The sequence below is a fragment of the Thioalkalivibrio halophilus genome, from assembly GCF_001995255.1.
Taxonomy (GTDB): domain Bacteria; phylum Pseudomonadota; class Gammaproteobacteria; order Ectothiorhodospirales; family Ectothiorhodospiraceae; genus Thioalkalivibrio; species Thioalkalivibrio halophilus.
Genome location: NZ_MUZR01000013.1, coordinates 16,273 through 42,439, shown reverse-complemented (window position 1 = coordinate 42,439; position 26,167 = coordinate 16,273). Strand labels below are relative to the sequence as shown.

General features: G+C 67.5%; 28 protein-coding genes, 1 tRNA gene and 3 pseudogenes. 17 read left to right on the top strand and 15 right to left on the bottom strand.

Annotated features, from left to right (window positions below; all coding sequences use genetic code 11):
• Positions 1-52: 52 nt before the first annotated feature.
• A pseudogene (locus tag B1A74_RS04865) lies at positions 53-1,962 on the top strand (methyl-accepting chemotaxis protein).
• Positions 1,963-2,010: 48 nt separating this feature from the next.
• On the opposite strand, the gene B1A74_RS04860 reads toward B1A74_RS04865, so the two are convergent.
• The gene (locus tag B1A74_RS04860; RefSeq protein WP_018945620.1) at positions 2,011-2,436 is read right to left on the bottom strand and encodes a glutathione S-transferase N-terminal domain-containing protein; all 426 of its coding nucleotides are present in this window, start codon (positions 2,434-2,436) and stop codon (positions 2,011-2,013) included.
• Positions 2,437-2,500: 64 nt separating this feature from the next.
• Positions 2,501-3,334, bottom strand: a complete 834-nt coding sequence (locus B1A74_RS04855) for an MBL fold metallo-hydrolase (RefSeq protein ID WP_077243934.1) — start codon at positions 3,332-3,334, stop codon at positions 2,501-2,503.
• A 181-nt stretch (positions 3,335-3,515) separates the two neighbouring features.
• On the opposite strand from B1A74_RS04855, the gene B1A74_RS04850 reads away from it, so the two are divergent.
• Positions 3,516-3,591, top strand: a tRNA-Ala gene (locus B1A74_RS04850).
• Positions 3,592-3,808: 217 nt separating this feature from the next.
• On the opposite strand, the pseudogene B1A74_RS04845 reads toward B1A74_RS04850, so the two are convergent.
• A pseudogene (locus B1A74_RS04845) lies at positions 3,809-4,030 on the bottom strand (PLP-dependent aminotransferase family protein); the annotation flags it as partial.
• Positions 4,031-4,274: 244 nt separating this feature from the next.
• On the opposite strand from B1A74_RS04845, the gene B1A74_RS04840 reads away from it, so the two are divergent.
• Positions 4,275-5,315, top strand: a complete 1,041-nt coding sequence (locus tag B1A74_RS04840; RefSeq protein WP_077243933.1) for a fatty acid desaturase — start codon at positions 4,275-4,277, stop codon at positions 5,313-5,315.
• A gap of 60 nt (positions 5,316-5,375) precedes the next feature.
• Here the strand turns inward: B1A74_RS04840 and B1A74_RS04835 are convergent, their stop codons facing one another.
• The 5 genes and pseudogenes from B1A74_RS04835 to ygfZ form a co-directional block, all read right to left on the bottom strand.
• Positions 5,376-5,897 (bottom strand): hypothetical protein, encoded by a 522-nt coding sequence (locus tag B1A74_RS04835; RefSeq protein WP_077243932.1) that lies wholly within the window; start codon positions 5,895-5,897, stop codon positions 5,376-5,378.
• Between the two features lie 522 nt (positions 5,898-6,419).
• Positions 6,420-6,872, bottom strand: coding sequence for a hypothetical protein (locus tag B1A74_RS04825; protein WP_018945629.1), 453 nt, complete (start codon positions 6,870-6,872; stop codon positions 6,420-6,422).
• 307 nt (positions 6,873-7,179) lie between these two features.
• Positions 7,180-7,347 (bottom strand): annotated as a pseudogene (locus tag B1A74_RS04820) (transposase); the annotation flags it as partial.
• A 102-nt stretch (positions 7,348-7,449) separates the two neighbouring features.
• Positions 7,450-7,614 carry a hypothetical protein gene (locus tag B1A74_RS14305; protein ID WP_018140916.1) on the bottom strand — a complete coding sequence of 55 codons (165 nt, stop codon included), beginning with the start codon at positions 7,612-7,614 and terminating at the stop codon, positions 7,450-7,452.
• Between the two features lie 3 nt (positions 7,615-7,617).
• Entirely contained in the window at positions 7,618-8,664 is a 1,047-nt protein-coding gene (gene ygfZ / locus B1A74_RS04815; protein ID WP_077243931.1) for a CAF17-like 4Fe-4S cluster assembly/insertion protein YgfZ, read from the bottom strand.
• A gap of 111 nt (positions 8,665-8,775) precedes the next feature.
• On the opposite strand from ygfZ, the gene sdhC reads away from it, so the two are divergent.
• Genes sdhC through B1A74_RS04785 form a run of 6 tightly spaced genes read left to right on the top strand, consistent with a single transcriptional unit; the run spans position 8,776 to position 13,140 of the window.
• On the top strand, positions 8,776-9,159 hold the full coding sequence (sdhC, locus tag B1A74_RS04810) for a succinate dehydrogenase, cytochrome b556 subunit (RefSeq protein WP_077243930.1): 384 nt from the start codon (positions 8,776-8,778) through the stop codon (positions 9,157-9,159).
• Positions 9,156-9,494 carry a succinate dehydrogenase, hydrophobic membrane anchor protein gene (gene sdhD, locus B1A74_RS04805; protein WP_018945632.1) on the top strand — a complete coding sequence of 113 codons (339 nt, stop codon included), beginning with the start codon at positions 9,156-9,158 and terminating at the stop codon, positions 9,492-9,494. The genes sdhC and sdhD overlap by 4 nt, the downstream gene beginning before the upstream one ends.
• The gene (gene sdhA, locus B1A74_RS04800) at positions 9,491-11,266 is read left to right on the top strand and encodes a succinate dehydrogenase flavoprotein subunit (protein ID WP_077243929.1); all 1,776 of its coding nucleotides are present in this window, start codon (positions 9,491-9,493) and stop codon (positions 11,264-11,266) included. The genes sdhD and sdhA overlap by 4 nt, the downstream gene beginning before the upstream one ends.
• On the top strand, positions 11,266-11,967 hold the full coding sequence (locus B1A74_RS04795; RefSeq protein WP_018945634.1) for a succinate dehydrogenase iron-sulfur subunit: 702 nt from the start codon (positions 11,266-11,268) through the stop codon (positions 11,965-11,967). Before sdhA ends, B1A74_RS04795 begins: the two co-directional genes overlap by 1 nt.
• Complete coding sequence (locus B1A74_RS04790; RefSeq protein ID WP_024329487.1) at positions 11,967-12,221, top strand: FAD assembly factor SdhE; 255 nt, start codon at positions 11,967-11,969, stop codon at positions 12,219-12,221. The genes B1A74_RS04795 and B1A74_RS04790 overlap by 1 nt, the downstream gene beginning before the upstream one ends.
• The gene (locus tag B1A74_RS04785; RefSeq protein ID WP_077243928.1) at positions 12,175-13,140 is read left to right on the top strand and encodes a NifU family protein; all 966 of its coding nucleotides are present in this window, start codon (positions 12,175-12,177) and stop codon (positions 13,138-13,140) included. The genes B1A74_RS04790 and B1A74_RS04785 overlap by 47 nt, the downstream gene beginning before the upstream one ends.
• Before the next feature lie 36 nt (positions 13,141-13,176).
• On the opposite strand, the gene B1A74_RS04780 is transcribed toward B1A74_RS04785, so the two are convergent.
• From B1A74_RS04780 to B1A74_RS04770, 3 genes are read right to left on the bottom strand one after another with little or no spacing between them, the layout of a single operon-like run.
• Positions 13,177-15,240 carry a transglutaminase TgpA family protein gene (locus tag B1A74_RS04780; RefSeq protein ID WP_077243927.1) on the bottom strand — a complete coding sequence of 688 codons (2,064 nt, stop codon included), beginning with the start codon at positions 15,238-15,240 and terminating at the stop codon, positions 13,177-13,179.
• Positions 15,237-16,262 carry a DUF58 domain-containing protein gene (locus tag B1A74_RS04775; RefSeq protein ID WP_018945638.1) on the bottom strand — a complete coding sequence of 342 codons (1,026 nt, stop codon included), beginning with the start codon at positions 16,260-16,262 and terminating at the stop codon, positions 15,237-15,239. The genes B1A74_RS04780 and B1A74_RS04775 overlap by 4 nt, the downstream gene beginning before the upstream one ends.
• Positions 16,244-17,158 carry an AAA family ATPase gene (locus tag B1A74_RS04770; protein ID WP_018945639.1) on the bottom strand — a complete coding sequence of 305 codons (915 nt, stop codon included), beginning with the start codon at positions 17,156-17,158 and terminating at the stop codon, positions 16,244-16,246. Before B1A74_RS04770 ends, B1A74_RS04775 begins: the two co-directional genes overlap by 19 nt.
• 126 nt (positions 17,159-17,284) lie before the next feature.
• Between B1A74_RS04770 and B1A74_RS04765 the strand changes: the two genes are divergently transcribed.
• From B1A74_RS04765 to B1A74_RS04730, 8 genes are all read left to right on the top strand, one after another.
• On the top strand, positions 17,285-18,436 hold the full coding sequence (locus B1A74_RS04765; protein ID WP_077243926.1) for an ABC transporter permease: 1,152 nt from the start codon (positions 17,285-17,287) through the stop codon (positions 18,434-18,436).
• A gap of 3 nt (positions 18,437-18,439) precedes the next feature.
• Complete coding sequence (locus B1A74_RS04760) at positions 18,440-19,231, top strand: ABC transporter ATP-binding protein (protein ID WP_077243925.1); 792 nt, start codon at positions 18,440-18,442, stop codon at positions 19,229-19,231.
• Positions 19,228-20,259 (top strand): MlaD family protein, encoded by a 1,032-nt coding sequence (locus B1A74_RS04755; protein WP_024329480.1) that lies wholly within the window; start codon positions 19,228-19,230, stop codon positions 20,257-20,259. The genes B1A74_RS04760 and B1A74_RS04755 overlap by 4 nt, the downstream gene beginning before the upstream one ends.
• Complete coding sequence (locus B1A74_RS04750) at positions 20,259-20,891, top strand: PqiC family protein (RefSeq protein ID WP_077243924.1); 633 nt, start codon at positions 20,259-20,261, stop codon at positions 20,889-20,891. Before B1A74_RS04755 ends, B1A74_RS04750 begins: the two co-directional genes overlap by 1 nt.
• Entirely contained in the window at positions 20,891-21,406 is a 516-nt protein-coding gene (locus B1A74_RS04745) for a glutathione peroxidase (protein WP_077243923.1), read from the top strand. Before B1A74_RS04750 ends, B1A74_RS04745 begins: the two co-directional genes overlap by 1 nt.
• Entirely contained in the window at positions 21,403-21,930 is a 528-nt protein-coding gene (gene tadA / locus B1A74_RS04740) for a tRNA adenosine(34) deaminase TadA (RefSeq protein ID WP_077243922.1), read from the top strand. The genes B1A74_RS04745 and tadA overlap by 4 nt, the downstream gene beginning before the upstream one ends.
• Positions 21,927-22,298 carry a hypothetical protein gene (locus B1A74_RS04735; protein ID WP_018945646.1) on the top strand — a complete coding sequence of 124 codons (372 nt, stop codon included), beginning with the start codon at positions 21,927-21,929 and terminating at the stop codon, positions 22,296-22,298. The genes tadA and B1A74_RS04735 overlap by 4 nt, the downstream gene beginning before the upstream one ends.
• Positions 22,299-22,636: 338 nt before the next feature.
• Positions 22,637-23,074: a hypothetical protein gene (locus B1A74_RS04730; RefSeq protein WP_077243921.1), complete on the top strand. Its 438-nt coding sequence runs from the start codon at positions 22,637-22,639 to the stop codon at positions 23,072-23,074.
• 132 nt (positions 23,075-23,206) lie between these two features.
• On the opposite strand, the gene B1A74_RS04725 is transcribed toward B1A74_RS04730, so the two are convergent.
• From B1A74_RS04725 to B1A74_RS04710, 4 genes are all read right to left on the bottom strand, one after another.
• Positions 23,207-23,635 carry a DNA-packaging protein gene (locus B1A74_RS04725; RefSeq protein WP_077243920.1) on the bottom strand — a complete coding sequence of 143 codons (429 nt, stop codon included), beginning with the start codon at positions 23,633-23,635 and terminating at the stop codon, positions 23,207-23,209.
• 28 nt (positions 23,636-23,663) lie between these two features.
• Positions 23,664-24,149 carry a hypothetical protein gene (locus B1A74_RS04720; protein WP_244269170.1) on the bottom strand — a complete coding sequence of 162 codons (486 nt, stop codon included), beginning with the start codon at positions 24,147-24,149 and terminating at the stop codon, positions 23,664-23,666.
• Between the two features lie 104 nt (positions 24,150-24,253).
• Entirely contained in the window at positions 24,254-25,762 is a 1,509-nt protein-coding gene (locus tag B1A74_RS04715; protein WP_244269169.1) for a YfjI family protein, read from the bottom strand.
• Positions 25,755-26,162 carry a hypothetical protein gene (locus B1A74_RS04710; RefSeq protein WP_077243918.1) on the bottom strand — a complete coding sequence of 136 codons (408 nt, stop codon included), beginning with the start codon at positions 26,160-26,162 and terminating at the stop codon, positions 25,755-25,757. The genes B1A74_RS04715 and B1A74_RS04710 overlap by 8 nt, the downstream gene beginning before the upstream one ends.
• Between the last annotated feature and the right edge of the window lie 5 nt (positions 26,163-26,167).

Genomic DNA, 26,167 nt, shown 5'->3' with positions numbered 1-26,167 from the left:
CCGGCAGAATGCGCATCGATCAGAATGCCGTAACACCAAAAGAGGGAAAGCCATGCTCAGGAATATCCGTATCGGAACGCGCTTGATGGGCGGCGTCACCATCGTTGTGGTGGCGGTCGTGGTGCTCACGCTGGTGGTGGTGATGAACAGCCTCGGCAACATGGCGGACCGCGCGGAGCAACGGGAACTGAACGACCTGAGCGGGCTGCTGATCCGCCAGCTGGAGCAGGAAGCCGAACGGGGCGAATCGATGGCGCGGGCCATCGCCGAGATTCCGGTGATTCAGCAGGCGTTCGCCGAGGGGGATCTGAGCGCCTGCTGGAACTGACCCAGCCGGGATATGGCCAGCTGCGCGACGAGCATGACGTGCGCCAGTATCACTTCCATACGCCGCCGGCGACCTCTTTCCTGCGTACCCACAGTCCCGACAACTACGGCGACGACCTGTCGGACGTGCGCCAGACGATCCTGGAAGTGAACCGCAATCGGCAGCCGATTACCGGGCTGGAAGAGGGCCCGTTCGGCATCGGGATCCGCGGGATGGTGCCGGTGTCCTACCAGAACGAGCACATCGGCTCGCTGGAATTCGGCATGGCCTTCGATGACGCATTCTTCGAGTCCTTCACCGAAGAAACCGGATCACCCGTGGCGGTACACCTCGATCGTGATGGCGGTTTCGAGGTCTTTGCCGGCACCATCAATGGCGAGTCGACCTTCAGTCGGGAGGAGATGCGGCGCATCCTCGACGGCGAGGAGATGATCCGCAACGTTCGCCACGACGGCCGCCCGATGGCCGTGGTCGGGCGCGCGGTGGAGGATTTCTCCGGCGAGCCGGTGGGCGTGCTGGAGCTGATGGTCGATCGCAGCGATTACGTGGCGATGGCCCGCAATGCCACCACCACCGTGGTGGCGGTGGGCGTGGTCGCCATTGGTCTCGGCCTGCTGCTGGCCTGGCTGCTGTCGCGCAGCATCGTGCGGCCGCTGCGCCAGACCGTCACGCGCCTGGACGACATCGCGTCCGGCGATGGTGACCTGACGCGCCGGCTGGAGGCCGACGGCAACAATGAGCTGGGGGATCTGGCGGCGGCGTTCAACCGCTTCGTGGGCAAGATCCAGGACCTGGTCAAGGAAGTCGCCGCCGGTGGCGACCAGGTGGCGGCCGCGGCCAACGAGCTGTCCGCGACCAGCGAACAGACCAACGGTCAGGTCACGCGGCAGAAGGACGAGGTCGACCAGGTGGCCACCGCGATGAACGAGATGACCGCGACGGTGGCCGAGGTCGCGCGCAACGCCTCCGACGCGGCCACGGCGGCCCAGACCACCGACCAGGATGCCAACGCCGGGCGCGAGCTGGTGCAGCAGACGGTGCAGTCGATCAACCATCTGACCTCGCAGGTGGACAACACCGCCGAAGTGATCGAGCGGCTGTCGACCGACGCCGAGCAGATCAACAAGGTGCTGGAGGTGATCGGGGACATCGCCGATCAGACCAATCTGCTGGCGCTTAACGCGGCGATCGAGGCGGCCCGGGCCGGTGAGCAGGGGCGCGGCTTCGCGGTGGTGGCCGACGAGGTGCGGACCCTGGCGAGCCGGACCCAGGATTCGACTCACGAGATCCAGGGTATGATCGAACGCGTCCAGAACGGCACGCGCGAGGCGGTTCAGGCGATGGAAGAAGGCAAGAACCGGGCGCATTCCAGCCGCGAGAAGGTGAACGAGGCGGGCGAGTCGCTGGAGTCGATCACGCAGTCGGTGACCACCATCTCGGAGATGAATACGCAGATCGCCAGCGCGGCCGAGGAACAGTCCTCGGTGGCCGAGGAGATCAACCGCAACATCTCCAACATCACCCAGGTGCTGGACGAGACGGCCAGTGGCTCGCGCGAGATCGCGAATGCCTCGGAGGAGCTGTCGAAACTGGCTTCCGAACAGCAGCAGCGGGTTGGACACTTCCGGGTCTGATCCGGTCTCGAGGGGGTGGCCACGTGCCGCCCCCTGTCATTTGCGGGTTCAGGAGCCCTCGGTATTGCGGTCGGCTCCGGCCCGGTCCGGATCAAAGCGCGACTCGAGGTAGTCGATGATCGCGCCCGACTCGTACAGCCAGCGCACGCTGCCGCCTCCTTCCTCGATCCGCAGGCAGGGGACCTGCAGCTTGCCGCCTTCCGTCTGCAGGGTCTCGCGGTGTTCGCCGGCCGGCTGGGCATTGCGCAGTTCGATGTCCAGCGACAGGCGCTGCATGGCACGGCGCGCCTTGATACAGAACGGACAGGCGGGGAAGTGGTAGAGCGCGAGGGCGCGGGTCTGTTCGTCCACCCGTGCCTGCTCTTCGGGATCACGCTGGATTCCGCGCGGGCGGGTCACCTTCTCGCCCACGAGCATGAAGGGCGTGAGAACCAGGCGCACGCCGCGGAAAAAGAGTCGGATCAGGGGTCGCATCCGCCAAGGATGCCACAGCTCCGGTGCGCGACCAATCGCGGCGCTGTCCGGTCCGTGTTCTGTGTCAGCCGACCAGCTCGAAGCGCTCGTTCCCGGAGAGGACGATCATGTCGCCGTTGTTGCGGGTGGCCAGCTGTTCGCGAATGGTCTGCTCGTAGCCGGGTTTGAGGTGTGTGATCGCGATTCTTGGCCGATGCCGCAGGTGGTCGAGGTCGCGTACCAGCTGCAACGGGGTGTAGTGGCGGGTGGCGCCGGCGAGGTGATCCATCTCGTCCGGCAGCCCGGTCTCGATCATCAGCAGGTCGAGGCGGGGCAGCTCATTGAGGGTCCGCCACAGGTGCCGGGTCGAGGTGGTATCCCCGCTGAAGGCGAAGGCCCCGATGTCGGGGCGGCTGACCGAATAGCCCACCGCCGGAACGGTGTGTCTCGCGGGGAGGGCGGTGATCCAGCGTCCGTCGAGGTCGATCTGTTCGCCGGGTTCGAGAGCGCGAAAACGCAGCGCGGGATGCTCCGGGGTTGGAAGGGCGGTGAAATCCGGCCAGATCACCCAGTTGAAGATGTGGCGCTGCAGCGCTTCCAGGGTGTCGGGCAGCGCGTGAACGGTTACCGGCGGGGCGTCCACCCGGAACACGGTGTCGATCAGGAAAGGCAGGAACGCCACGTGGTCCAGATGCGAGTGTGTCAGGAAGACGTGCCGGATGGCCTGGAGCTCCGGGAGTTCCAGGTCGCCCACGCCGCTGCCGGCGTCGATCAGGATGTCCCGGTCGATCAGAATGGAGGTCGTTCGGCGACCCGGCCCGATGCCGCCGCTGGCTCCCAGGATACGCACGGAGAGACTCGTTCCGGACTCCGGCGAAGAGGTATGGGGCCAGTCATCAATGTGAGGATGCGCGCTCATGAGCTGTGGCAAATGACTCGATCAGAAAGCTCATTCTAGGCGGCTGCCTGTCATGCCGCACGCGAAACGGCGCACGGATTGTGGCACCCGTTACCGAAATGCGACCCGTTCCCGGGAACAACCGGATGGCCGCCGGGGTTCCCGTGGCCTTGGGTCCCTGCTAGAATGCGCAGCATCTCGAGGGGCGGTAGCTCAGCTGGGAGAGCGTCGCGTTCGCAACGCGAAGGTCGGGAGTTCGATCCTCCTCCGCTCCACCAAACACCCCAGAAAATCAGGAAGTTATAGGGCAAAAAACGCCATATATACCATCCTGTTTGCCATTCTTAGGAACGGTAGGCCCCGCCGGTAAATTACTGGCGGGGCTTTTTTGTGCGCCCGTCGGATGCGCCCCCATTGGACGCCGGGCCGCGACGCGATGTCCGGCGCGAGTCGAAGTGGAGAACGCCCAGACGAATCCCGAGGGGGCATTCCGGTTCAGGCAGCGGCTTCCCGGGCCATCGCGCCGAGGCGCGCCAGTGCACGTTCGAGGCGCGCGCCCCAGGGCTGAGCGCAGTTCAGGCGCAGGTGATGACGGTACTTGCCGGTCGGCGAGAAGAGCGGGCCGGGTGCGATGCTGATCCCCTCGCCCAGGGCCCGGCGATACAGGGCCAGCGCATCGACGGCCTCCGGGAGCTCCAGCCAGAGAACGAAGCCGCCCCTATCGGTCAACGTAGTTGGCGCTTTTGAAGCCCACCCCGGGGCTGCCCGCGCGGGGTAGCGGCATCGCGGGTTCGGTGTGCGGTGTCAAACAGTCGGTGAACGCGCATGGGTCCAATATGTCTTAAAAGGCAATGGCTATTGTGACCGGTATCGGGGCGATGGCTCAGTATCGGAAACCGGCACGCCGGCGATGGGTTGCGAACCCGTAGGTTGGAGGTCGAGCCTATTACGGAGTCCATACATGGATCCAGAAGTACTGCACCAGGAAACAACCGGTGATCCCCGAGCGTTACAGCGGGCACTGTCCGCTTATCGTGCGCCGCGCCTCGCCCGCAGCGTCTTCGAACTGCTCGTTACGATGATCCCGTTCGGCCTTTTCTGGTTTTTGACCTGGGCAAGCGTGAGCGCGGGCTACTGGCTCGGCCTGTTGCTGGTGATACCCGCCGCTGGATTTCTCGTGCGGCTGTTCATGATCCAGCATGACTGCGGGCACGGGTCGTTTTTTCCGTCCCGGCGCGCCAACGACTGGGTGGGACGGGCCCTGGGGGTATTGACGCTCACGCCCTACGACCTCTGGCGCCACACCCACGCCCTCCATCACGCGCACTCGGGCAATCTGGATCGCGCTGACGAGGGGGGCATCGACACCTTGAGCGTACGTGAATACCAGGCCCTGCCGCGGGCGCAGCGGCTGCGTTACCGGCTGTACCGCCACCCGCTGATCCTGTTCGGCCTGGGTCCGGTCTACCTGTTCATGTTGCGGAACCGCGTACCCGTCGGGTTCATGCGTGCGGGATGGATGCCGTGGCTGAGCACCATGGGTACGAATGCGGCCATCGTGCTGGTCGTCATTGCGATGATGTCGCTGGTGGGGGTGGGAACCTTTCTTCTGGTGCACCTGCCGATCGCGATTCTGGCTTCTTCCATCGGCGTCTGGCTGTTCTATGTGCAGCACCAGTTCGAGAATACTTGCTGGGCGCACGACGAGGAGTGGTCCTTCCGCGAAGCCGCGCTCTATGGGAGCTCCTGCTATGATCTGCCGGCTCCGTTGCGCTGGATGACCGCGAATATCGGGGTACACCACGTCCATCATCTCGCCAGCCGCATCCCGTTCTACCGGTTGCCCGAGGTGCTGAAGGATTTCCCGCAGCTTCGCGAGATTAGTCGTCTCACGCTGCGGCAAAGTCTCCACTGCGCACGACTCGCCCTGTGGGACGAGGAGCGTCGGCGTCTGGTCCCCTTCGAGCATGCGAACGCGGAGACGCCTCCGGTGCGCCCGTGAGAGCGACGAGCGATACAGGCAAATCCTGCGTGCGTGTCTGGTCCCGGCCCTGGACGAGAATCAGAAGTTGTAGCCAAGTCCGACGGTGTACGAAACGTCACCATCGAGGAACGCATTCTCTGCGTCGTTCGCGCGGCTGAAGAACCACTGGTATTCAATGCGACCCAGGGCGTAGGTGTCGTCCAGGACGTAGTACTTCAAGCCCCCATCCAATCCGGCGAACCCGCTGTCGTTGACGCCGTCGCCGTAGAATGCGCCCAGGCTCCCGCCAGCGAAGGGACGCAGGCGGCCGGCAGTGTTTTGAAAGAAGTCATTGGTCAGGAAGTCGCCCTCGAAGTCGGCGTAGTGAATGTCCTGGCGGACGCCGAGGACCAAGTGGCCACGCAGATACCAGCCTATATCACCCGTGATGCCGAGGTTGGTGTTGTCGAAACTCCGGTCACTGCTGCCACTCCCGGAAAGCGAGAATTCGCGGTCGCCTATGGAGGGCCCAAAGTTGGCGGCCGATCCTTGTTGAGCCTGGACGGAAAGGGTGAATGGTCCAGCCAGGCAGAGCATGACTGCGATCACCTTTTTCATCATTACGTGCCTCCTGAAACGTTACCCACCGCGTTGGCCTGGCGCAGAGCCTTTGGAGTGCGACTGCGACCGGGAGGGCCCGCTTTGCATCCGAAACGGCAGATTGGGGTCGCAACTGAGGGGGCATCTGTTCGTTGCCGCACATTCGTCACCGGGCGTGTTGGGTTTCAGGTGACAGGAGACAGAAAAAAGGCAAGAGAACAGGTGCTTAAAGATTCTTTCGATACTTCATATGAGGTGTTCAAAAGGATCTTCAGCGAGATGCTGGTTGAAGCGCGTTTGCGTGTTCTCGCGGGGTCGCCCCATGTCGTCCAGGACAAGGGCGCTGTGCATTGGGTCGTGAACGAAAGGGGCCGGATCGTGGACGGACCCAGTTTTCTGTCAACCGGCTCTTCGACCCGTTATGAAGCGACTTTTTGGCCCGACTGGATAGTGGCGGGGGGCTGCTGCTCCCCTGATCGTGGTGTGCCTCGGGGCAGGGCAGCAGGCGTTCTTTCGGATTGACCCTGCCCCGGGCAAGAAGGCTCAGAAGTTGTAGCCAAGGCCTACGGTGTAGGCGAACGCGCCATCGCGGAAAGCATCCTCTGCATCGCTGGAGCGGCTGAAGAACCACTGGTATTCCATGCGGCCCAGGACGTAGGTGTTTTCCAGCACGTAATACTTCAGGCCGCCTTCCAGACCGGCGAACGCGCTGTTTTTAATCCCGTCGCCGTAGATGAACCCCAGGCTGCCCCCACCAAAGGGACGCAGCCTTCCGTCCGTTGTCTGGAAGTTGAGGTAGCCCCGGGTGGCTCCGTTCCAGTAGTCATCGATCAGGGACTCGCCCTCGAGGTCGGCGTAGTTGATGCTCTGACGGACCCCGGCGATCATGTGATCGCGCAGGTACCAGCCCAGATCGCCCGAGATGCCAAAGTTGGTGTTGTCGAATTTGCGGCTACTGCTGCCGCTTCCGGAAAGCGAGAACTCGCGGTCGCCCATGGAGGGTCCGAAGTTCGCCGTTGAGCCTGCTTGCTGGGCCTGGACGGCGAAGGGGAGCGTCCCGGCGAGACAGAGTGTGAGCGCGATCAGTCTTTTCATTGGTGCGTTCTCCAGGTTGTTTCCCGTCCGGCGCGGGATGCGACCGGTACTGCGGGGGCACGGGAACAGCCGGGATGATTCCGGCCGATTCCGTGGCGCCACCCTACGATGCGGGGTCCTGGATATCTGTACGTTGGCGCACAAAGGGGTCGGCTGCGCGGGTGGAGTTATGGTCAAGTCTGGTGGATGAGCGATGACTGGATCAGGCGGCACTCCGGTCGAGCTTGAACGTCAGGCTCGAAATGGTGTTACGCGTCACGCAACCTCGGGTTTTGGCGGTGCGCAGGCGCACGGTGGCGAAGGTCGATTCGATCGGGTTGGTGGTCCGGATCGACTGCCTGTGCGCGGCCGGGAAGTCGTAGAACGCCAGCAGGGCAAAAAGGCCCCGTCGGTCGCAACCGGCGGAGCCTTTTGTATGTGTACCCAATTATTTCCCCAAAAAGCGCAGGGGGGACGAGGGGCTCGGTGGCCCGAGAGGTCAGATCACCCCGTCGAGGCGGAGATAACCGATCAGGAACAACACTGCGAGTACGCCGGCCAGGGCGTACAGCCAGTTGGACAGGGTCGGATTGTCGGGGCGGCTGAAGAACGCCGCCCACAGCGCCAGCAGGATCAGGACGAAGAAAAAGAACAGAAAGCGCATGCGTCAGGCCCCTTCGGGAACGTCGTAGGGGAGGTCGCACAGCGTCACCGGCGCACCGTCCGGGGCGCCGCAGCGCAGTTCGGCCTCGGCCGCGTCCACCTTGAGCACCGCCAGCGCGGAATACTGGCCGTCGGGGTGCAGTTCGACGGCGACCAGTTCGCCATCGGCCTGGTCGGGTTTGCCATCGGCGCGAAACACCGGCATGCCCGGTGTCGGGGGTTCGCCATCCTGGATCGCGAGGCGGAACATGCGCCGCTTGAGCTTGCCGAGGTAGTGCATGCGCGCGACCACCTCCTGCCCCGGATAGCAGCCCTTGTCGAAGCTGATCGCGCCCAGGGCGTGCAGGTTGAGCATCTGCGGCACGAACATCTCGGTGGTGGCCTCGACCACGCTCGGGATCCCGGCGAGGATGTCCAGCAGCTGCCATTCGTGCGGGCCCACCGGGGCGCCGCGCACATTGAGGGCGTCCCACAGCCGGCGCATCGCGTCGAAGCCGCCGAACAGTTCGAAACGCGGGTGCACGCCCTGCACGCGCAGCGCCGTCACCCCGTCCTTTTCCACGACCTCGTGGATCTCCGCGGGACAGGCGCCCAGGGCGTCCTGCAGCTCCTTCTCGGCATCCGGACCGGAAAGGCCGAAGCGGATGCGGCTGTCGCCGGCCTGCTCGATGATCACGTCGGAGCGCAGGACGAACATCTGCAGTCGTTTGGCGACCGGCTCCACGCGATCCGCCGGCATCTCCAGCAGAAAGCCGTCCTGAGTGCGCAGGACACGGAACACCGCATAGGTGCGGCCCTTGGGGCTGGCGTAACTGGACAGCTGGGCGTGCCGCTCGTCCACCTGCCGGATATCGTTGCCGAACTGGCCCTGGAGGAATTCGGTGGCATCGGCACCGCGGATCTCCAGCAGCCCGCGATGGGAAAGGTCGCAGATGACATCGCCGTTGACGGCCATCTGCCGTTCACGCTCCGGGTTGCCGTAGTGGACGAGCTCGTCGCCCTCGAATTCGGCACCGGAATCGACAAGGTGTTTCTTCCAGTCTTCGCGCATCACGCATCTCCTGTGGCCGCGGGGGCGGCATTTCCCTGGCGGCCCGATAGTAGACGAACGCCGTGTCGGGTGTCAGGATCCCTTATGTCGCCCATCCGCGCGAGAGGTTCCATGGCCCGGCCGCCGGCTCGACCCGTCTTTCTGGATCTGCGCAGGATCCGCTTCCCGCTCAACGCGGTGGTTTCCATCCTGCACCGCGTGACCGGCGTGCTGCTGATTCTCGCGATCCCCGTGCTGTTGTGGCTGCTGCAGCTCTCGCTGTCCGGGCCCGAGGGTTTCGCCCGCGTGGCCGGCTGGGTCGGTCACCCGCTGGGCTTGCTGGTGCTGCTGGGTGTCCTGTGGTGGCTGCTGCATCATCTTTTCGCGGGCATCCGCTATCTGGCGATGGAATTCGGGATCGGCGAGGACCGCGAGGGCTCGCTGCGCACTGCGCGCCAGGCCCTGATCGCGGGGGTCGTCGCCACCCTGATCGTCTGGGGAGGACTGTGGCTGTGAGACTCCTGAGCGGACAGCGGGCCTGGCTGCTGCAGCGGATCACGGCCGTGTACCTGGGCGTGTTCACCGTGCTGATGCTGGGTTATTTCGTCTTTTTCCCGCCGGCCGATCATGCCCTCTGGATCGCCTTCGTCGGGCATCCGGTGGTCGGGCTGCTGACTGCACTGGGCGTGCTGGCCCTGCTGCTGCACGCCTGGATCGGCCTGCGCGACGTGATCATGGACTACGTCCATCCCTTCGGCATCCGCCTGACGGTGCTGATCCTGTCGGCCACCGGCCTGCTGGTCCTTGGCCTGTGGGCCTTCGCAATCCTGTTCAAGGCATGGCTCTCATGAACGTGACCCGGCGCAAGTTCGACGCCCTCATCATCGGGGCCGGCGGGGCCGGCCTGCGGGCGGCCCTGCAGCTGTCCAACGCCGAGGCCAAGGTGGCCGTGGTGTCCAAGGTGTTCCCCACGCGCTCGCACACGGTGGCGGCCCAGGGCGGGGTGAACGCCGCGCTGGCCAACGTGCTGCCCGATTCCTGGCACTGGCACATGTTCGACACGGTGAAGGGTTCCGACTACCTGGGCGACCAGGACGCGATCGAATACATGTGCCGCGCCGCTTCCAAGGTGGTCTACGAGCTGGACCACTTCGGCGTGCCGTTCTCGCGCCTGGACAACGGCAACATCTACCAGCGTGCGTTCGGCGGGCAGAGCCAGAACTTCGGCCAGGACCAGGCCGCGCGCACCTGTGCCGCCGCCGACCGCACCGGCCACGCGATCCTGCACTCGCTGTACCAGCAGAACCTGCGCGCACGCACGCATTTCTTCGACGAATATTTCGCGGTGGACCTGCTGCGCGATGCCGAGGGGCACGTGCTGGGGGTGCTGGCGTTCGAGATCCTCAGTGGCGAGCCGATCGTGATCGAGGCCAAGACCACGCTGATCGCCACCGGCGGGGCGGGGCAGCTGTTCCGCACCACCACTAACGCGCTGATCAACACCGGCGACGGCATGGCGATGGCCCTGCGCGCGGGGATCCCGCTGGAGGACATGGAGTTCGTACAGTTCCACCCCACCGGGATCGCCGGGCGCGGGATGCTGATCACCGAGGGTGCGCGCGGCGAGGGCGGCTACCTGGTCAATTCGGACGGCGAGCGTTTCATGGAGCGCTATGCGCCGAACGCGAAGGACCTGGCCTCGCGCGACGTGGTCTCGCGCGCGATCGCCACCGAGGTGCGCGAGGGCCGCGGCTGCGGGCGCAACGCCGACCACGTGTTCCTCGACCTGCGCCATCTGGGGGCGGACACCATCATGCAGCGCCTGCCGGGCATCCGCGAGGCCAGCCAGACCTTTCTCAACGTGGATCCGATCGACGCGCCGATCCCGGTGTTTCCGACCTGTCACTACAGCATGGGCGGGATCCCCACCAACCGCGACGGGCAGGTGGTCGCGCCGGTCAAGGACTCGCCCGAGGACCCGGTGCCGGGGCTGTATGCCGCCGGCGAGGCGGCCTGTGTCTCGGTCCACGGGGCGAACCGGCTGGGGGGTAACTCGCTGCTGGACATCCTGGTGTTCGGCCGCGCGGCGGCCAATCACATCCTCGAATACCTCGAGGAGAACCGCTATCACCGTCCGCTGGACGAATCCGCGGTGGAGGCGGCCATGGCCCGGCTCGCCCGCTGGGATCGGCGGGATTCGGGCACCGGCGAAACCGAGTCGGTGGACGGGCTCAAGCGCGAACTGCGCAAGGTGATGGAGGACCACTGTTCGGTGTTCCGCACCGACGAGGTGATGCGCGAGGGCGTGGAGAAGGTGCGCGAGCTGCGCCGACGCCTGGACCACGCGGTGATCCATGACCACACCCCCACGTTCAACACCGCGCGGGTGGAAGCGATGGAGCTGGAGAACCTGATGGACTGCGCGATCGCCACCATCCGCTCCGCGCTGGGGCGCGAGGAGAGCCGGGGCGCGCATTCGCGCATCGATTTCCCCGAGCGCGACGATCAGCGCTGGCTGCGCCACAGCCTGTATTCGCTGGAGGACGACAGCCTCGACTACAAGCCGGTGCGGACCCGGCCGAATACCGTGGCCTCGTTCCCGCCGAAGGAGCGCACCTACTGATGGAATTCTCGATCTACCGCTTCAACCCGGAGACCGACACGCTACCGAAGATGCAGCGTTTCACCCTGCCCGACGAGCAGGTGGAGCCGGGGATGATGCTGCTGGATGCCCTGCTGCTGCTGAAGGAGCAGGACGACTCGCTGGGTTTCCGGCGTTCCTGTCAGCACGGGGTCTGCGGCTCCGACGGCATGAGCATCAACGGCACCAACGGCCTGGCCTGCGTGACCCCGCTGGAGGAGCTCGACACCCCGGTGACCCTGCGCCCGTTCCCGGGAATGCCGGTGATCCGCGACCTGATCGTGGACATGACCAACTTCTGGGACCAGTACCGGGCCGCCGAGCCCTGGCTGGTGAACGACAGCCCGGAGCCCGAGGTAGAGCGCAAGCAGGATCCGGCCGACCGCGACGAGCTGGACGGGCTGTACGAATGCATCCTGTGCGGCTGCTGTTCGGCGGCCTGCCCGTCGTACTGGTGGAACCCGGACAAGTTCCTCGGCCCCGCCGCGCTGCTGCAGGCCGCGCGCTTCATCAAGGACACCCGCGACGAGGCGACCGAGCACCGGCTGGAGCGGCTGGACGATGCCTGGAAGCTGTACCGCTGTCACACCATCATGAACTGCACGCAGGTGTGCCCGAAGGGCCTCAACCCGGCGAAGGCGATCAGCGACATCCGCCGCACCATGCTGAAGAGGTCACTGTGATGGAACCCGACAGCCGCACTCGCTGGCGCTGCCGCCGGGGCATGCTGGAGAACGACTGGCTGCTCGGGGAGTTTCTCGCGCAGGGATATGCGCAACTGGACCAGGAGGGTCGCGATGCCTTTGAACGGCTGCTGGATTATCCCGACAACGTGCTCTACGAGGTGGTCATGGGCCGCCAGACCACCGCGGATGCCGGGATAGCCCGGCTTGCCCCGCTCATCCGCGCCGCCGCTGCGGCTGCGCCTGCACCCTGACCCGCGGCTCGCGCGGCGGATTCTCGCCGGTCAGGTGCTGCTGAGCACCGCGGTCGTGCTGTACGCGCTGGTCTACGGCGTGTGGTGGACATGGCCGGCGGCGGGCGTCCTGGTGGCGGCCGCGTTCGGCTGGTCCCGGCGTGGCCGCCAGCCGCACTTCGACTGGCTGGGCTGCACCGCGCACGGGCGCTGGTGGCTGGCCACCGCCGAGGGCCTGCGCCAGGAACGCATCCACGATATCGAGATCCTGCCGGACACCCGGGTGTTCTCTACCCGCGTGGTGCTGCGCTATCGCCCCGCGGGTGGGGGGCGCCCGGGGACCCTGTGGCTGTACCCGGGGCGGGTGGATGCGGACGACCTGCGCCGGTTGCGCATGCGCCTGCGCTGGCCCGCGCCGGGTCCGGCGGAATCCGGGGAGCCGGTGAGGCCTCGCGACGTGATCGCGCGCGGCGTTGCTATACTGACCGCACTGCGAGCTAGCGGAGGCCGGATCATGGCGGGAGATCAAACGCGTCCCGACAACGCACAGGTCATGGTGGACGTGTCGCACCTGCTGAAGGACGACCCGGATCACGTCTACAGCGAGGAAGAGCTGGACGCGATCGAGGAGCTCGATCCGGAGCTGGCCCTGCGGCTGGACCGGGCCCAGACCCATGCGGCGCGGGAACAGGCCGACGTGCCGGCCGACGGCCCCATCGACGAGGACGCGGTGCGCGAGGCCATCGAGGAGGCGCGGCGCATCATGATGCAGGATGGCGGCGACATCGAGTTCGTCGAGCTGGACGGGCGCACCGTGCGCGTGCGCCTGAAGGGGGCCTGCGTCGGCTGCCCGCGTTCCACCCTGGATCTCAAGAACGTGGTCGAACGCCTGGTGCGCTCGCGGGCGCCGGGCGTGGCCTCGGTGGCCAATACCTTCTGATCCCGCTGACCCCCCGCTCCTGACCCGGAGCCCCGCTCAGGCCCGGGTGTCGGCAGGCGTTTCCGCGTCCGTGTCCGTGGTCGGCCGGCGTCGCGGGATGCGGGCGAGGGCGGCCTTCAGGGCCTGGCCCTGTTCGTGCCGTCCCTGCCTGTCCAGCGGCGCGAAGCGCAGGGCGTTGTAGTGCCGGGCGAAGGCCTCCAGGGCTTCGCGGTCCTGCGGCCGGGCCGCGGCCACGCGCCGCACCCAGGCATCCACGCTCTCGTGCGGCTGGTGCGCCAGGCCCGCACCGCGCAGGCGCCGGGACAACCGGTGGAGGGCGCGCTGCGCCGGATCCCGGCGCTCGCGTCCGCGCAGCAGCAGCCACAGCGCGACCCCGGCAGCCAGGGTGCCGAAGCTGACCCCCAGCGCGATCAGCACGCTGCGCCAGTCGCGCGGGTCCAGGCCAAAGCGCTCGAACAGCCGTTGCTGACGCTCGGGGGTGAACGCCAGCACCCAGGTCTCCCAGCGAAAGCCGATGAACTCCCGCCAGTCCTGCAGCTCGAAGCGCGCCTGCTGCAGCCAGGAGAGGCCCTCGCGGCGCAGGAAGTCCGGCGTCTGCTCGCCCTCGGAGGGTGACAGGCCCTGCAGTCCCTGCTCGATACGCTCGGGCGCGATCGCCGCGGTGGGGTCGACCCGCCGCCAGCCCTCGCCATCGATCCAGACCTCGTTCCAGGCATGGGCGTCGGCATTGCGCAGGCGCAGATAGCCACCGCGTTCGCGCCACTCGCCTCCGTGATAGCCGGTGACTACCCGCGCGGGGATGCCCGCCGCCCGCATCAGCACCGCGAACGCCGAGGCGTAGTGTTCGCAGTAGCCGGCGTGGGTATCGAAAAGGAACGCATCGGTGTGATCGCCCGTCGTCTGCGGTGGCTGCAGGGTGTAGCGGTAGGGTTCGCCGGAGAAACGCGCCAGGGCGGTTTCAATGATGGCGCGCGGGTCGTCGTGCGTGGCCGTCCAGAGCCCGGCCTGGGCGCGGGCCTGCGGCGCGGCGCCCGGGGGCAGCGCCAGGGCCCGCTCGCGGGTCTCGGGGTCCAGGGTGGGGACGTCGGCGTCGCTGCCCGGGGGGCGCGTCAGATCGGCGCTGGCGGTGTACTGGATGCGCCCGGTGATGCGCTGGTCGCGGATGACCTGATGGTTCGCGCGCAGCTCGGCATCGTCGGGCAAGCGGGCGGGATATTCCAGAACCGGCAGGTAGCGGGAACGCGTGGGTTCCAGCGTGACAGTGTAGTCGACGGTATCGCCCTCCACCGCGGGCGGTTCGATCGACGAATCTCCACGATCGGCACGCCATTGGCGGCCGTCGAAGTCGGTCATCACCATGCTCCGCCAGTATTGTGCGCGGGTCGGCGGGATCTCGCCGTGGAATTCGACCCGGGCGGCGACGGTTTCGTCCTGCAGCAGTTCGGCGATGTCGCCGGGGTTCATCTCGTCCGACAGCCCGGTCTGCGCGGTGTCGTCGGCATCCTCGCGTTCGCCCCACAGCGGCCCTTCGATGCGCGGGAACACGATGAACAGGATGATCATGAACGGCAGGGCATGCACCAGCATGCCCCCGGCGCGCCGGCCGAGAAACTGCGGCGACAGCGGGCGGGCGGCGTGCAGCTGCACCAGGGCCGCGGTCAGCAGCAGCGCCCCCAGCAGCGACCACAGCCCGATCCAGAAAGCCTGGTCGAAGAAATACGTGGTGACGATGACGAAATAACCCAGAAACAGCGCAATGACCACGTCGCGTCGGCTGCGCGCCTCCAGCAGCTTGAGCGCGATCATCACCAGCAGCAGCGCGCTCCCGGCCTCCTGGCCGAACAGGGTGCCGTAATGTGCCAGGGTCATGGCGCCGGCACCCAGGGCGAGGAGGCTCATCACCCACAGCGAGGGCGCGCGGGTCCCGCGCCAGTGCACCCAGCCGCGCAGCAGCACGGCCAGGGCCATCAGCAGGGTCACCCAGGCCGGCTGGTACCAGGCGTGCGGCAGCGCGGCCACGGGCAGGGCGATCAGCGCGATGCCCAGCCCGCGCAGTTCCTCGCGCGGCGGGGCCGGGCGGGTGAGCCAGCCCTCCCTCATGCTCCGTCCTCCAGCGGCAGGGGTGCCGGGGCGGCGCGAAAACGGGCCAGCGCCTGCAGGCAGTGGTCACGATGTTCCGGGCCCTGGCCGGGGTCGATGCGCTGGCCCGGCAGACGCAGGCCCCAGGCGCGCTCCTGCGCATGGGCCTCCAGCACCTGATGGCAGAGCATCGACAGGCGGGTCTCGGTGTCGCCGTGGGGCAGGGCGTCGTAGTCGAACCAGAGGTCGTCCTGTACCCCGCCGGGGCTTTCGCGCACATGCAGCTTGCCGCTGCGGGCATAGGCCTTCCAGATGATGCGGCCGGGCGGGTCGCCGGGGCGGTAGGGCCGGATGTGGTCGGGCGGTTCCTCGGATTGCCCGCGGGCGCCGGTGTCCTCGTCGCCGTCGCCGTGTCCGGCCAGGGCCCGGCCGGGGTCCACGGGCGACGGATAGACCAGGATCTCGGCGTCCAGATTGAGCCAGCTCCAGGCCTCCAGGACCCCCAGCGGGAAGCGCGTGTCCACGCGCTGGCGCGGCAGGCGGTAGACCCCGCGCGGCACGGCCGGCAGCACGATGCGGGCATCGCTCCGGCCACCCGCGGGGATGGCGACCGGTTCGCAAGCGTGTGCACCGACCCGCACGTTAATGGCTTCGCGTCCCCGGCCGTCGGTTTCATGGAGTCGCAGTTGCGCTTCGGGCGCGCTCCCGGCGAACACCGGGTCGATCGGCAGCGGGCGAATCTCCAGTCCCAGCAGGTTGCGATGGGTGTACCAGATGGCGTTGTGCCCGATCCCGGCCAGCAGGAAGGTCAGCAGGAACGCCATGTTGTTGGCGTAATTGATGGAGCCCAGCAGCATGATCAGGATAATCCCGAGCAGGGTGTAACCGGCGCGGGTGGGCAGGATGTAGATGCGGTCGCGGCCCAGCCGCGCATGCTCGCCGTCGTGCGCGTGACGGCGGTTGATCCAGCGGATCGCGTCGTCGCGCAGGCGCTGCCAGGTGCCGCGCAGGCGTCGCCGGCGGTTCAGCGGCTGGGCACGCATTCCAGCAGGGCCTCCACGGTGCGGGCGGAATCCTGCGGCTCGCGGGCGCGTACGCGGTGGCCGGCCACCGCCGGCAGGACCCGGGCGATGTCGTCGGGGGTGATGTAGTCGCGCGTATCCAGGAACGCATGGGCACGTGCCGCGCGCAGCAGGCCCACGCCGGCACGCGGCGACAGGCCGTGGGCAAAGCGGGCGGTATCGCGGCTGGCAGCCACCAGCTCCTGGAGATAGTCGAGCACCTTGGAATCGGCGTGCACGGCATCCACGGATGCCTGCCACTCGGCCAGCTGTTCCGGCGTGGCCATGGTGTCCGGGGCCGGGTGGCCGGTGTCCCCGCGGCGTTCCAGCAGGGCGCGCTCGGCCCTTGGGTCGGGGTAGCCGAGTTCGATGCGCATCAGAAAGCGGTCCAGCTGCGACTCCGGCAGCGGATGCGTGCCGACCTGCTCCTCGGGGTTCTGGGTGGCGATCACGAAGAACGGCTCGGGCAGGTCGCGGGTCGCGCCTTCCACGCTGGCCTGGCGTTCTTCCATGGCTTCCAGCAGGGCGCTCTGGGTCTTCGGTGGTGCGCGGTTGACCTCGTCGGCCAGCAGCACCTGGGTGAAGATCGGCCCGGGATGAAAGCGGAATTCGCCGCTGCCCTGTTCGAACACCGATACGCCCAGCACGTCACCCGGGAGCAGGTCGCTGGTGAACTGGACCCGGCGGTAGTCCAGGTTCATCGCGCGCGCCAGTGCGTGCGCCAGCGTGGTCTTGCCCACGCCGGGCAGGTCCTCGATCAGCAGATGGCCGTTGGCCAGCAGGCAGGTGAGCGCCAGACGGATGGCGCGGGGCTTGCCGAGAAGGATCTGGTTGAGGGCCTGTTCCACCCGCTGCAGGGCGTCCGTTCCCGAAGACATGGCATTCTCGCGTTATGGGGGAGTTGCAGAAGAGTTTGTAGCGGCCGGATGGTTCCCCTGTATCTGCAGAGTGTCCCCCGCGCTCCGGCGCGGCTACCATGGTCGCGCACGAGTCGGGAAAACGGCATGGACACAGCGTCAGGGGCCCAGCGGCCAGCCTTCCAACATGATGCCACAGACGGACCGTCCCCCGGTCTGCGCCTGTCGGGCAGCCTGGACACCGCTGCGGTGGAACGGTCCTGGGGCCCGCTGCGCGATCGCGTGCGCCTGCTGGCGCGCGAGGCGGGGGGCGGGACTCTGCCCGTGGATGTCACCGGTCTGAGCTATTGTGACGGAGCCGGGGCCGCCCTGCTGCACGCGCTGGAACGGGATGCCGCGGCCGGGGGGGTGACGCTGGAGCTAGTCGGCGCCACGCGCATGGTCGAGGAGCAGCTGGCTCCGTATCGTGAGCTGGATGCGGTGACGCCCGCGCGCGGTGAGGGCCGCAGTGACTGGCGCAGCCGCTGGATGGACGCGGTCGGACAGGTGGGACGCGCAGGCTGGGAGCAGATGGCGTTCATCGGCGAACTGGGCCGTGCCCTGGGGGCGGCGCTGCGGCATCCGCGGCAGGTGCGCTGGGGCGATACCTTTCGCGTGGCCGAGGTTGCCGGGTTCCGGGCCCTGCCGATTGTCTCTTTGATCGCCTTCCTGATGGGCGTGATCCTGGCGTTCCAGTCGGCGATCGCGATGCGTCAGTTCGGGGCGGAGATCTTCGTGGCCGATCTGGTCGCGGTGTCGCTGTTCCGCGAGCTGGGCCCGCTGATGATGGCGATCCTGCTGGCGGGGCGCTCGGGGGCGGCGTTCGCCGCCGAGATCGGGACCATGAAGGTGAACGAGGAGGTGAATGCCCTGCAGACCATGGCCCTGGATCCGGTGCGCTTCCTGGTGGTGCCCAAGGTGCTGGCGGGCACCCTGGTCGCGCCGCTGCTGGCGCTGTACGCCAACCTGATCGGCCTGCTGGGTGCGGCCCTGGTGCTGCAGGGCTTCGGCATCCCGTGGGTTGCGTTTCTCAACCAGGTGACCGGCGCGGTGTCGCTTTCGGACCTGTTCTCCGGATTGTTCAAGGCCGGGGTATTCGGCCTGCTGGTGGCCAGCGTTGGCTGCCTGCGCGGCCTGCAGACCGGCAACGGCGCGGCGGCCGTGGGCAGCTCCACCACCAGTGCGGTGGTTACGGCGATCATCCTGATCGTGGTGTTCGACGGCCTGTTCGCGGTCCTGTTCTATCACCTGGGGGTGTGAGGCATGGCGCAGTCCGATACGGATCCGGTGATCCGGGTGGAAGGCCTGACCATGGGCTTCGACGATTTCGTGCTGATGCGGGATCTGAACTTCGAGGTCCGCCGTGGCGAGATCTTCGTGATCCTGGGCGGCTCCGGGAGCGGCAAGAGCACGCTGCTCAAGCACATGATCGGGCTGTATACCCCGCAGGCCGGAAGGATCTGGATCGGCGACGCGGATATTGCCCACGCCGACGGCGAGCGTTTCGAGGCCATCCTGCGGGGCATGGGGGTGATGTATCAGATGGGCGCGCTGTTCGGGTCCATGACCCTGCAGGAGAATGTGCGCCTGCCGCTGGAGGTTCACACCGCTCTGCCGCGTTCGGCGATGGACGCTGTGGCCCGCGCGAAGCTGCAGCTGGTGGGGCTGGGCGCGTTCGTGGATTTCATGCCCTCGGAGATCTCCGGTGGCATGCAGAAACGTGCCGCCATCGCGCGGGCCATGGCGCTGGACCCCTCGGTGCTGTTCCTGGATGAACCCTCGGCCGGGCTGGATCCGATTACCTCGCGCGAGCTGGACCGGTTGATCCGGCGGCTCGCGCGCAGCCTGGGCATGACCATCGTGATCGTCAGCCACGAGCTCGCGAGCATTTTTGCCATCGCCGACCGCGTGATTATGCTCGACAAGGAAACCCGGGGCATCGTCGCCGACGGGGATCCGCGACGCCTGCGCGAGGAGTCGGCACACCCCTGGGTGCGGCGCTTTCTGGGCGGTGACCACGACGAAGCAGCCAACGGCGAGGAGGCCTCCGCATGAGTGCCCGACAGCATTTCCGGCTGGGCCTGTTCATCCTCGGCGGGCTCGCATCGCTGGTGATCATCCTGTTGATTGCGACGGCGGGGAATTTCTTCCGACCGTCGATGATGATCGAGACCTACATGGATTCGTCGGTGCAGGGGCTGGAGGTCGGCGCCCCGGTGAAGTTCCGCGGTGTCCAGATCGGCGAGGTCACCCGGCTGGGCTTCACCTCGGTGGAGTACGAACAGGATGTGCCCCCGGCGGAACGCAAGCGCTACGTGCTGGTGCGCGCGCGCCTGTGGCCGGACCGTTTTGCGACCACGCCGCAGGAAGCCCTGTTCGAGGACGATGTCCTGGAGCAGCTGGTCGAGGCCGGGCTGCGGGTGCGCATGGCGGCCCAGGGCATCACCGGCATGAACTACCTGGAGGCGGACTTCGCCGATCCCGCGGAACACCCGCCGCTGGACCACCCCTGGGATCCCGAGTACGCCTATCTGCCGTCGGCGCCCAGCATCACGATGCAGTTCATTGAGTATGCCGAGAAGCTGCTGGAACGCATCGACGATATCGATATCGAGGGCGTGGTGGGGAATCTCAACAGCCTGCTGGTCAATCTCGACGACACCGTCTCGAGCATCGACGTGGAGGGTATCGCCGGACGGGCGGACGACCTGATCGGCGAACTGGAGACCACGGCCACCAGTGCCGAGCGCATCATGGAATCCGTCGAGAACCTCCTCGACCATCCTGATACGCAGGCCCTCCCGGGCGAGACCCGCGAGACCATGCGTCAGCTGAGGCGCACCGCGGAACAGGCCGAGATTGGCGAGCTGGTGGCCCGGATCGAGGGCATGGTGGAACGCCTGGATCGTGGCGTGGAAGTGAACGAGGCGAAACTGGCGGAGACCCTGGAAGAGCTGCAGAGCACCACGCGCAGCCTGCGCAGCCTTTCGGAAGACGTGCGGCGCAATCCGGCGGGTACCCTGTTCGGGGCACCGCCGCCGCGCAGTATCATGGACCGGGACAACCGGGGAGAGGAACGCTGATGACACGCGCGCTACTGCTGGCGGTGCTGGCCGCATTCCTGCTGGGGGGCTGCGGCCTGCTGGCCGAACGCGAACCGGTGGAGCGGGCGTGGTTCCTGCTGGAACTGCCGGAAGACACCGGGCCGCCCGCAACGGATGCCGGCGTGCCCGTGGCAGTGGAGCTGGGCTCGGTGCGCGTGGCCCCCGCCTATGCCGAGAAGGGGCTGGTGTACCGCCTGGGGCCGCACGAGTACGAAGCGGACTACTACAACGAATGGTTCCTGCGTCCGGCGGAACAGGTGGAACAGCTGCTGCGCGAACGCTGGACCCGTGGCGACGGCGCCGTGGTTCTGGTGGACGACGCCCGCGCCGCGCGGGCGGCCGGGCAACCGGTGGTGGAACTGCACGTGCTGGTCACGGCCCTGTACGGTGACCTGGATACGAACAGCGGCCGCGATGCCGCCCGCGTGGGGCTGCGGACCCGGCTGGGTGGTGCTGACCGGACCGAGCTGGCGCATTTCGAGGCCACCGAAGCCCTGCAACAACGCTCGCCCCGGGCCCTGGTGGCCGCCCTGTCCCGCGGCATGGCGGCCAGCCTTACGGACCTCGAGGCGGAACTCCAATCCTTCGCGCGACAGGAGGCGGACGGATAATGGCCGACCCGCAAGCCACGGTGTATGACTTCGAAGTGCCCCGCGCCGACGGCCGGCGGCAGCGGCTCGACGAGTACCGCGGCGAGGTGCTGCTGATCGTCAACGTCGCCTCGCAATGCGGCTTCACCCCGCAGTACGAAGGGCTGCAGGCGCTGCAGGACCGCTACGGCGAACGCGGCTTTCGGGTGCTGGGGTTTCCCTGCAACCAGTTCGGTCGCCAGGAGCCGGGCGATGCCGACTCCATCCGGGTCTGCGGTCTGCGCTTTGGCGTGAGCTTCCCGGTGTTCGCCCGCATCGAGGTGAACGGGGAGGGCGCCGACCCGCTGTTCCGCCACCTCAAGACGGCCGGCCCCGGTGCCCTGGGCACGCAGCGGATCAAATGGAACTTTACCAAGTTTCTGGTGGGGCGGGACGGCCGCGTCATCCGGCGCTTCGCCCCCACGCGGCGCCCGCAGGATCTGGCCAGCGCCATCGAACGGGCGCTGGACGAGCTCGCGCCCGCCAGCGCCGCATGAGCGAGCAGGATGACGTGCGCTGGATGGAACAGGCGCTCGCACAGGCCGAGGCCGCAGCCGTAGCCGGTGAGGTGCCCGTAGGCGCGGTGCTGGTGGACGCCGAAGGCAACGCCCTCGCGGCGACCCACAACGCACCCATCGCCAGCCGTGACGCCACCGCGCACGCCGAGATCCGCGCCCTGCGCGCGGCCGGGGAGCGTGTTGGCAACTACCGCCTCCCCGGCACCACGCTATACGTGACCCTGGAGCCCTGTTCCATGTGCGCCGGCGCCATCATCCACGCCCGCGTGGCACGGCTGGTGTATGCCGCGGCCGATCCACGCACCGGGGCCACCGGCAGTGCCATCGACCTGATCCATCATCCGGCCCACAACCACCGCGTGGCGGTCACCGGCGGGGTGCTGGCCGAACGTGCCGCGACCCAGCTGCGCGACTTCTTCCGCGCCCGTCGGCGCAACACGCCCGCCGCCGGGGACGAAGATGGCGCGCCGCCCGAACCCGATCCGCAAAGGAGAACTTCATGATCCGAATCCGCCACATGCTGCTGGCCCTGCCGCTGGCTGCGGGCCTGCTGGTCACGGCCGTTGCCGCGAACGAGATACACAGCGTGGAAGCCCTGAATCAGGCACCGGAAGAGCTTGAGGGCGAGACGGTGCGCCTGGAAGGCATCATCGCGCAGGTCAACGAGGACATCATGGGCCGCAATTTCCTGCGGCTGGTGGACGGCACGGGCGAGCCCGGCGACTTCATTACCCTCACCAGCCAGCAGACCGCCGATCCGGGTGACCGTGTGCGGGTGGAAGGGGTCTACGTGCTCGAAAGGGATTTCGGTGCCGGCTACGTCTACCCGGTCCTGATCGAACAGGCCCGCCTGGAGGATGCGGAAGATTGACATCGGCACGCGCCGCATGACGTAGCGTTGCACTTATTGGTTGAATTCAGGATCTGGGGGAAGATGATGCTGGGAGCGTAGCGCCAAAGGCAGGGCGAAAAAAACTGGCTACCGTTTCTGTGCGCCACGATGTGCACCACGGAGGGGAAGGCGGGGAGTGTTGCGGCGGGTGATGTGCCGCAAACCCTTGATTTTATGGAGCCGGTGACAGGAGTCGAACCCCGATCGCAAGGCGTTGATTCGATGGGGTTCAGGGTCGCCCTTCCGATGAATGTACCCCCAAAAGTACCCCCACAACCCCGGTGCTGCCTTCGTCACTTCAACCGGAGACAGCAGCCATGCAAACCATCACCGAACCCCGCCAGGTCATCACCTGGCAAGCGCCCAACGGCAGCACGATCAACCTGACACCCCAGCAGGCGGACACCCTGCGCGCGGCGGGCGTCTGGCCCCGCAACCGCAGCGGCGAGTATTGCCAGGTCTCGCACGGCCTCCACCACGGACACCCGACGTGGAGCGGCGAGTTCATCCGCTGGTGCGGCCACTACGGGTACAGCCCCGACGATCCCGCAGCGTGGTCAGACTTCGGGCAGTACCGCCAGAACCGGCAGATCCCGGACTCGCTGGCGGGCCGGCACGGCGGCGAGGATGACGCGGCGGGCGTGGCCTGGTGGAACCGTCTCGACCGCCAGCAGCGTCGGTATTGGCTCGACCGCGCCGCCAGCGCCCGGCCTGCGGATGCGTGGCAAGCCTTCCAGCGGGCGGGTCAGGCATGACGGCCCGCGTCCACTACTCGGCATGGGGCCTGTCTGGTGGACCGGCTCCCGGCCTATGCGGTGCGTCAGCGCATGCCGGTCGGGCGGTCGTGCGGCGGACTCCGGCGGCGGCCTAGTCGGGAAAATCCCGGGTCAGGGCATTTCCTCCCCGGGGATCTCCAGCGCCTCCGTCAAGGCTTCAAGCTGTTCATCCGTCAGCTTGCTGGCGTCAATGCGGGGCGGCGGGGGCATAGAGCCGTCGGGGCTCACGTGGGCCTGGGTCACCTTGTCCCCATAGCCGTGGTTGGCCAGCAGCAGCTTGACGATAGGGGCATTGAGTTCACCCCGCAGGCCCCCGTTCAGGCTCAGCCGCTCTTGCGCCGCCTTCAGCCGGTCCAACGTGGCCGAAAATTCGGGGTATGCCTTTTCCCATTGCGCCAAGGTAGACCGGCTCACCCCGAGTTCCAGCGCCAGGCCGGCCCGGCTCGGCACTACATCACCGCAGTCCCCGAAGCCGCCATCTACATAGGCGTCCGCGCGGGCTTGCATGTCCTCGGTGTACTTGGTCGGTCGTCCAGCCATCCACTACATCTAGCATATCAGGGGGCTTCTATCCACTACAGGCAGCGGCGGACCGCAGCCACGCATTCGCCGCCCGTCGCGCCGCGTTGTCCCGCCGGATCTCTGACCCCTCGGCATCCGCTGCCGCCAGCCACTGCCGCCGATACTCGGTCAGCAGGTCATGCCGATCCGAACGCCCGACCACGCAGCGCTCGATAAACATCCGGTCTTCGCGCAGCAGGGGCAGATCCACCAGTGGGTCGTGACGCACCCGCTCAGCAGCCGCCAGCTCCGTTTCATCGTCCAGCACCCGGTCCTCCCCCCAGCGGGCGGCCACGCTGCGCGCGTGAGCCGTGACAGCCTCCGGGGGAAGGGTGCCGTCGGCAAGGTCCGCCAGGTCCTCCGTGCTCAGGGTCTGGTGCAGGGTCTCCGGCAGCAGGCCAGCCGACCGGGCGGCCTCGGTAATGATGCTGGCGGCGTCGACGGGCGGCGGAATTGAATCCGAACCTCCCTGAACAATATCCACAAAATCCACAAAACCCCCGGTCGACCCCCCTTTTTGTGGATACTGTGAATTTTGTTCAGGGGGCTCCGGTTTGGAAGGGGCGGCCTCAGCCACCCCCAGCACCTCCCGCCAGCTCATGACCACGCACCCGTGACAGCGGGGTTCACCTCCAGCCACGTCGACGGCCTGCCGGGTCCGTCGGGCTCGTTCTCCAGCTCCCGGATGTACCCCCTTTCCTCCAGCACCTCGACGGCTTCGCGCAGATCCTTCACCCGGTCAAATCGCCCCCTCAGGGCAGAATGCGCATCGCGCAGCTTGAACCGCTCATGCCGGCCCGCTTCGATCCAGCGCCAGACCCTGCGGGCTCCGTCTATCGTCGGATCCGCGCCCACCAGGTCCATCGCGGCGAGACTGTGCTGGGTCAGGGTGCCCATCAACTCCAGGGCGGCCTCCATCGTCTCGCCGCTGATAGCCGACTCCCACGGGCGGCTGTGTGCGTGCTGGACAGCATGCAGTACAGCGGCCAGTCGGGCGGCTGCCCCAGGGGCCTTTGCAGCCCAGTCGGTCGCGTGCTCCGCATCGCCACCGGGGCGCATCATCGCCTCCATGGCCCGCTGGTATTCCTTCCATGCCGTCGTGGCCTCCGGGGTCATGCGCACCACGTGCGGGCGCTCACCCTCGGCTGGCGGCCAGTCCAGCATCGCGCGGATGCCAGCATCGTAGGCGGTGCGGGTGCCCTCCGGCATCGCTACATCCTCCAACTGGCGGAACCCCAGCGGATCCGGCGGCAGCAGATAAAGGAATCGCCCCAGCAGCCCGCGCCCCCGGAACCCGGGCTTTGTCGCCAGCCCGCGCAGAACCGACGGCTGCGGGCTCAGCCCGACCGTCAGCAGCGGATGATGCAGATACACCGGCGGGCGGTTGCCCCGATCCACCCGCTCGGAATCGCCGGAGTGCGCCTTCAGGACAAGATCCAGGTTCGGCACCCCACCGGAGTACCGGCCCGCCAGCAGATCGAACACGCCGCCCTCGCTGGACATCCAGGCCATCCGCTCGCCGTGGTCCGCCAGGATCGAGCCCAGGCGCTCCGGCGTCGCGTCGCTGGTCCATAGCTGCGGGACCACGGGGACCTCCGGCATGTCCGCCTCAATCTGCGCGACTTGCTGCGTCAGATCCTCCCGGGCGTTGGGGTCATCCAGCTTCGCCGCTTTCTTGCGCAGCTCAGCGGCCCGGGTCTCCAGCGTCTTCCGCAACGACTGCGCCCGTTCGATCTCCGGCTCGATCTCTGCGGCCTGGTCGCGTTCCCAGGCGATCAGTGGGGCGGTAGCGGCGGACTGTACTGCAGACTTGCGATTGCCGGGGTTCAGGGCAGCGACAAACCAGAGGTTCGTGGGCTCGAAATAGTCCGGCCCGACCCGTACCCGCAGACGGCGCGCAGCGGCAGCAGAACAGACCGCCAGCACCAGAGCCGCCGGCAACTCCGGGGGCGTCTCCGTGCTGGCGGACAGCGCTCGCACGAAATCGCCGGCGAACCGGGGCAGCAGGTCGGCATTCAGGCGCGGCAGCTCCGGCGCGTCCAGGGGCGTGACCGGCGGCCACTCCGGAACCGGGTCCTGCAAGGGTGCGACCACTACGTCAGCCATGGTCCACCCCCTCCGCTAGATAACGGTCCCCGGTGTCTGTCAGGACCCGTTGCACCCCGTCCCGCAGCAGCGCACGCACCAGGCGCTCCACGCGCTCGCCGTCGACGTGACCGACACGCTGCAAAAGCACGGGGTCATGCCCCCGGCAGCAGCGCCAGTCGAGCGAAGCCGGGTCGGTATCCTCCGGCGCGACCAGAACATGGTGGTTTGGACGGCTGCGCGCCCACCGCCAGGCATCCGCCCCGACGGCTACCCAGACGGTACAGACGGGCCTCCGCAGGGCGTCCGCGTGCTGGCGGGCGTAGGGCGGCCAGCGCCGCCCGGTGTTACGATAGACGGGCGCACCGAGCCCCGCCCCGTTGCCGGTCTTCCCCCGGCGCGGGGTGTTCTGCGTCTGCATGGTTC

Coding starts and splice junctions, on each gene's coding strand:
- B1A74_RS04860 (WP_018945620.1), bottom strand. CDS start 2,436: ATGCGACCCCTGATCCGACTCTTTTTCCGCGGCGTGCGCCTGGTTCTC.
- B1A74_RS04855 (WP_077243934.1), bottom strand. CDS start 3,334: ATGAGCGCGCATCCTCACATTGATGACTGGCCCCATACCTCTTCGCCG.
- B1A74_RS04840 (WP_077243933.1), top strand. CDS start 4,275: ATGGATCCAGAAGTACTGCACCAGGAAACAACCGGTGATCCCCGAGCG.
- B1A74_RS04835 (WP_077243932.1), bottom strand. CDS start 5,897: ATGATGAAAAAGGTGATCGCAGTCATGCTCTGCCTGGCTGGACCATTC.
- B1A74_RS04825 (WP_018945629.1), bottom strand. CDS start 6,872: ATGGGCGACCGCGAGTTCTCGCTTTCCGGAAGCGGCAGCAGTAGCCGC.
- B1A74_RS14305 (WP_018140916.1), bottom strand. CDS start 7,614: ATGCGCTTTCTGTTCTTTTTCTTCGTCCTGATCCTGCTGGCGCTGTGG.
- ygfZ (WP_077243931.1), bottom strand. CDS start 8,664: ATGCGCGAAGACTGGAAGAAACACCTTGTCGATTCCGGTGCCGAATTC.
- sdhC (WP_077243930.1), top strand. CDS start 8,776: ATGGCCCGGCCGCCGGCTCGACCCGTCTTTCTGGATCTGCGCAGGATC.
- sdhA (WP_077243929.1), top strand. CDS start 9,491: ATGAACGTGACCCGGCGCAAGTTCGACGCCCTCATCATCGGGGCCGGC.
- B1A74_RS04795 (WP_018945634.1), top strand. CDS start 11,266: ATGGAATTCTCGATCTACCGCTTCAACCCGGAGACCGACACGCTACCG.
- B1A74_RS04790 (WP_024329487.1), top strand. CDS start 11,967: ATGGAACCCGACAGCCGCACTCGCTGGCGCTGCCGCCGGGGCATGCTG.
- B1A74_RS04780 (WP_077243927.1), bottom strand. CDS start 15,240: ATGAGGGAGGGCTGGCTCACCCGCCCGGCCCCGCCGCGCGAGGAACTG.
- B1A74_RS04775 (WP_018945638.1), bottom strand. CDS start 16,262: ATGCGTGCCCAGCCGCTGAACCGCCGGCGACGCCTGCGCGGCACCTGG.
- B1A74_RS04770 (WP_018945639.1), bottom strand. CDS start 17,158: ATGTCTTCGGGAACGGACGCCCTGCAGCGGGTGGAACAGGCCCTCAAC.
- B1A74_RS04765 (WP_077243926.1), top strand. CDS start 17,285: ATGGACACAGCGTCAGGGGCCCAGCGGCCAGCCTTCCAACATGATGCC.
- B1A74_RS04760 (WP_077243925.1), top strand. CDS start 18,440: ATGGCGCAGTCCGATACGGATCCGGTGATCCGGGTGGAAGGCCTGACC.
- B1A74_RS04755 (WP_024329480.1), top strand. CDS start 19,228: ATGAGTGCCCGACAGCATTTCCGGCTGGGCCTGTTCATCCTCGGCGGG.
- B1A74_RS04750 (WP_077243924.1), top strand. CDS start 20,259: ATGACACGCGCGCTACTGCTGGCGGTGCTGGCCGCATTCCTGCTGGGG.
- B1A74_RS04745 (WP_077243923.1), top strand. CDS start 20,891: ATGGCCGACCCGCAAGCCACGGTGTATGACTTCGAAGTGCCCCGCGCC.
- tadA (WP_077243922.1), top strand. CDS start 21,403: ATGAGCGAGCAGGATGACGTGCGCTGGATGGAACAGGCGCTCGCACAG.
- B1A74_RS04735 (WP_018945646.1), top strand. CDS start 21,927: ATGATCCGAATCCGCCACATGCTGCTGGCCCTGCCGCTGGCTGCGGGC.
- B1A74_RS04730 (WP_077243921.1), top strand. CDS start 22,637: ATGCAAACCATCACCGAACCCCGCCAGGTCATCACCTGGCAAGCGCCC.
- B1A74_RS04725 (WP_077243920.1), bottom strand. CDS start 23,635: ATGGCTGGACGACCGACCAAGTACACCGAGGACATGCAAGCCCGCGCG.
- B1A74_RS04715 (WP_244269169.1), bottom strand. CDS start 25,762: ATGGCTGACGTAGTGGTCGCACCCTTGCAGGACCCGGTTCCGGAGTGG.
- B1A74_RS04710 (WP_077243918.1), bottom strand. CDS start 26,162: ATGCAGACGCAGAACACCCCGCGCCGGGGGAAGACCGGCAACGGGGCG.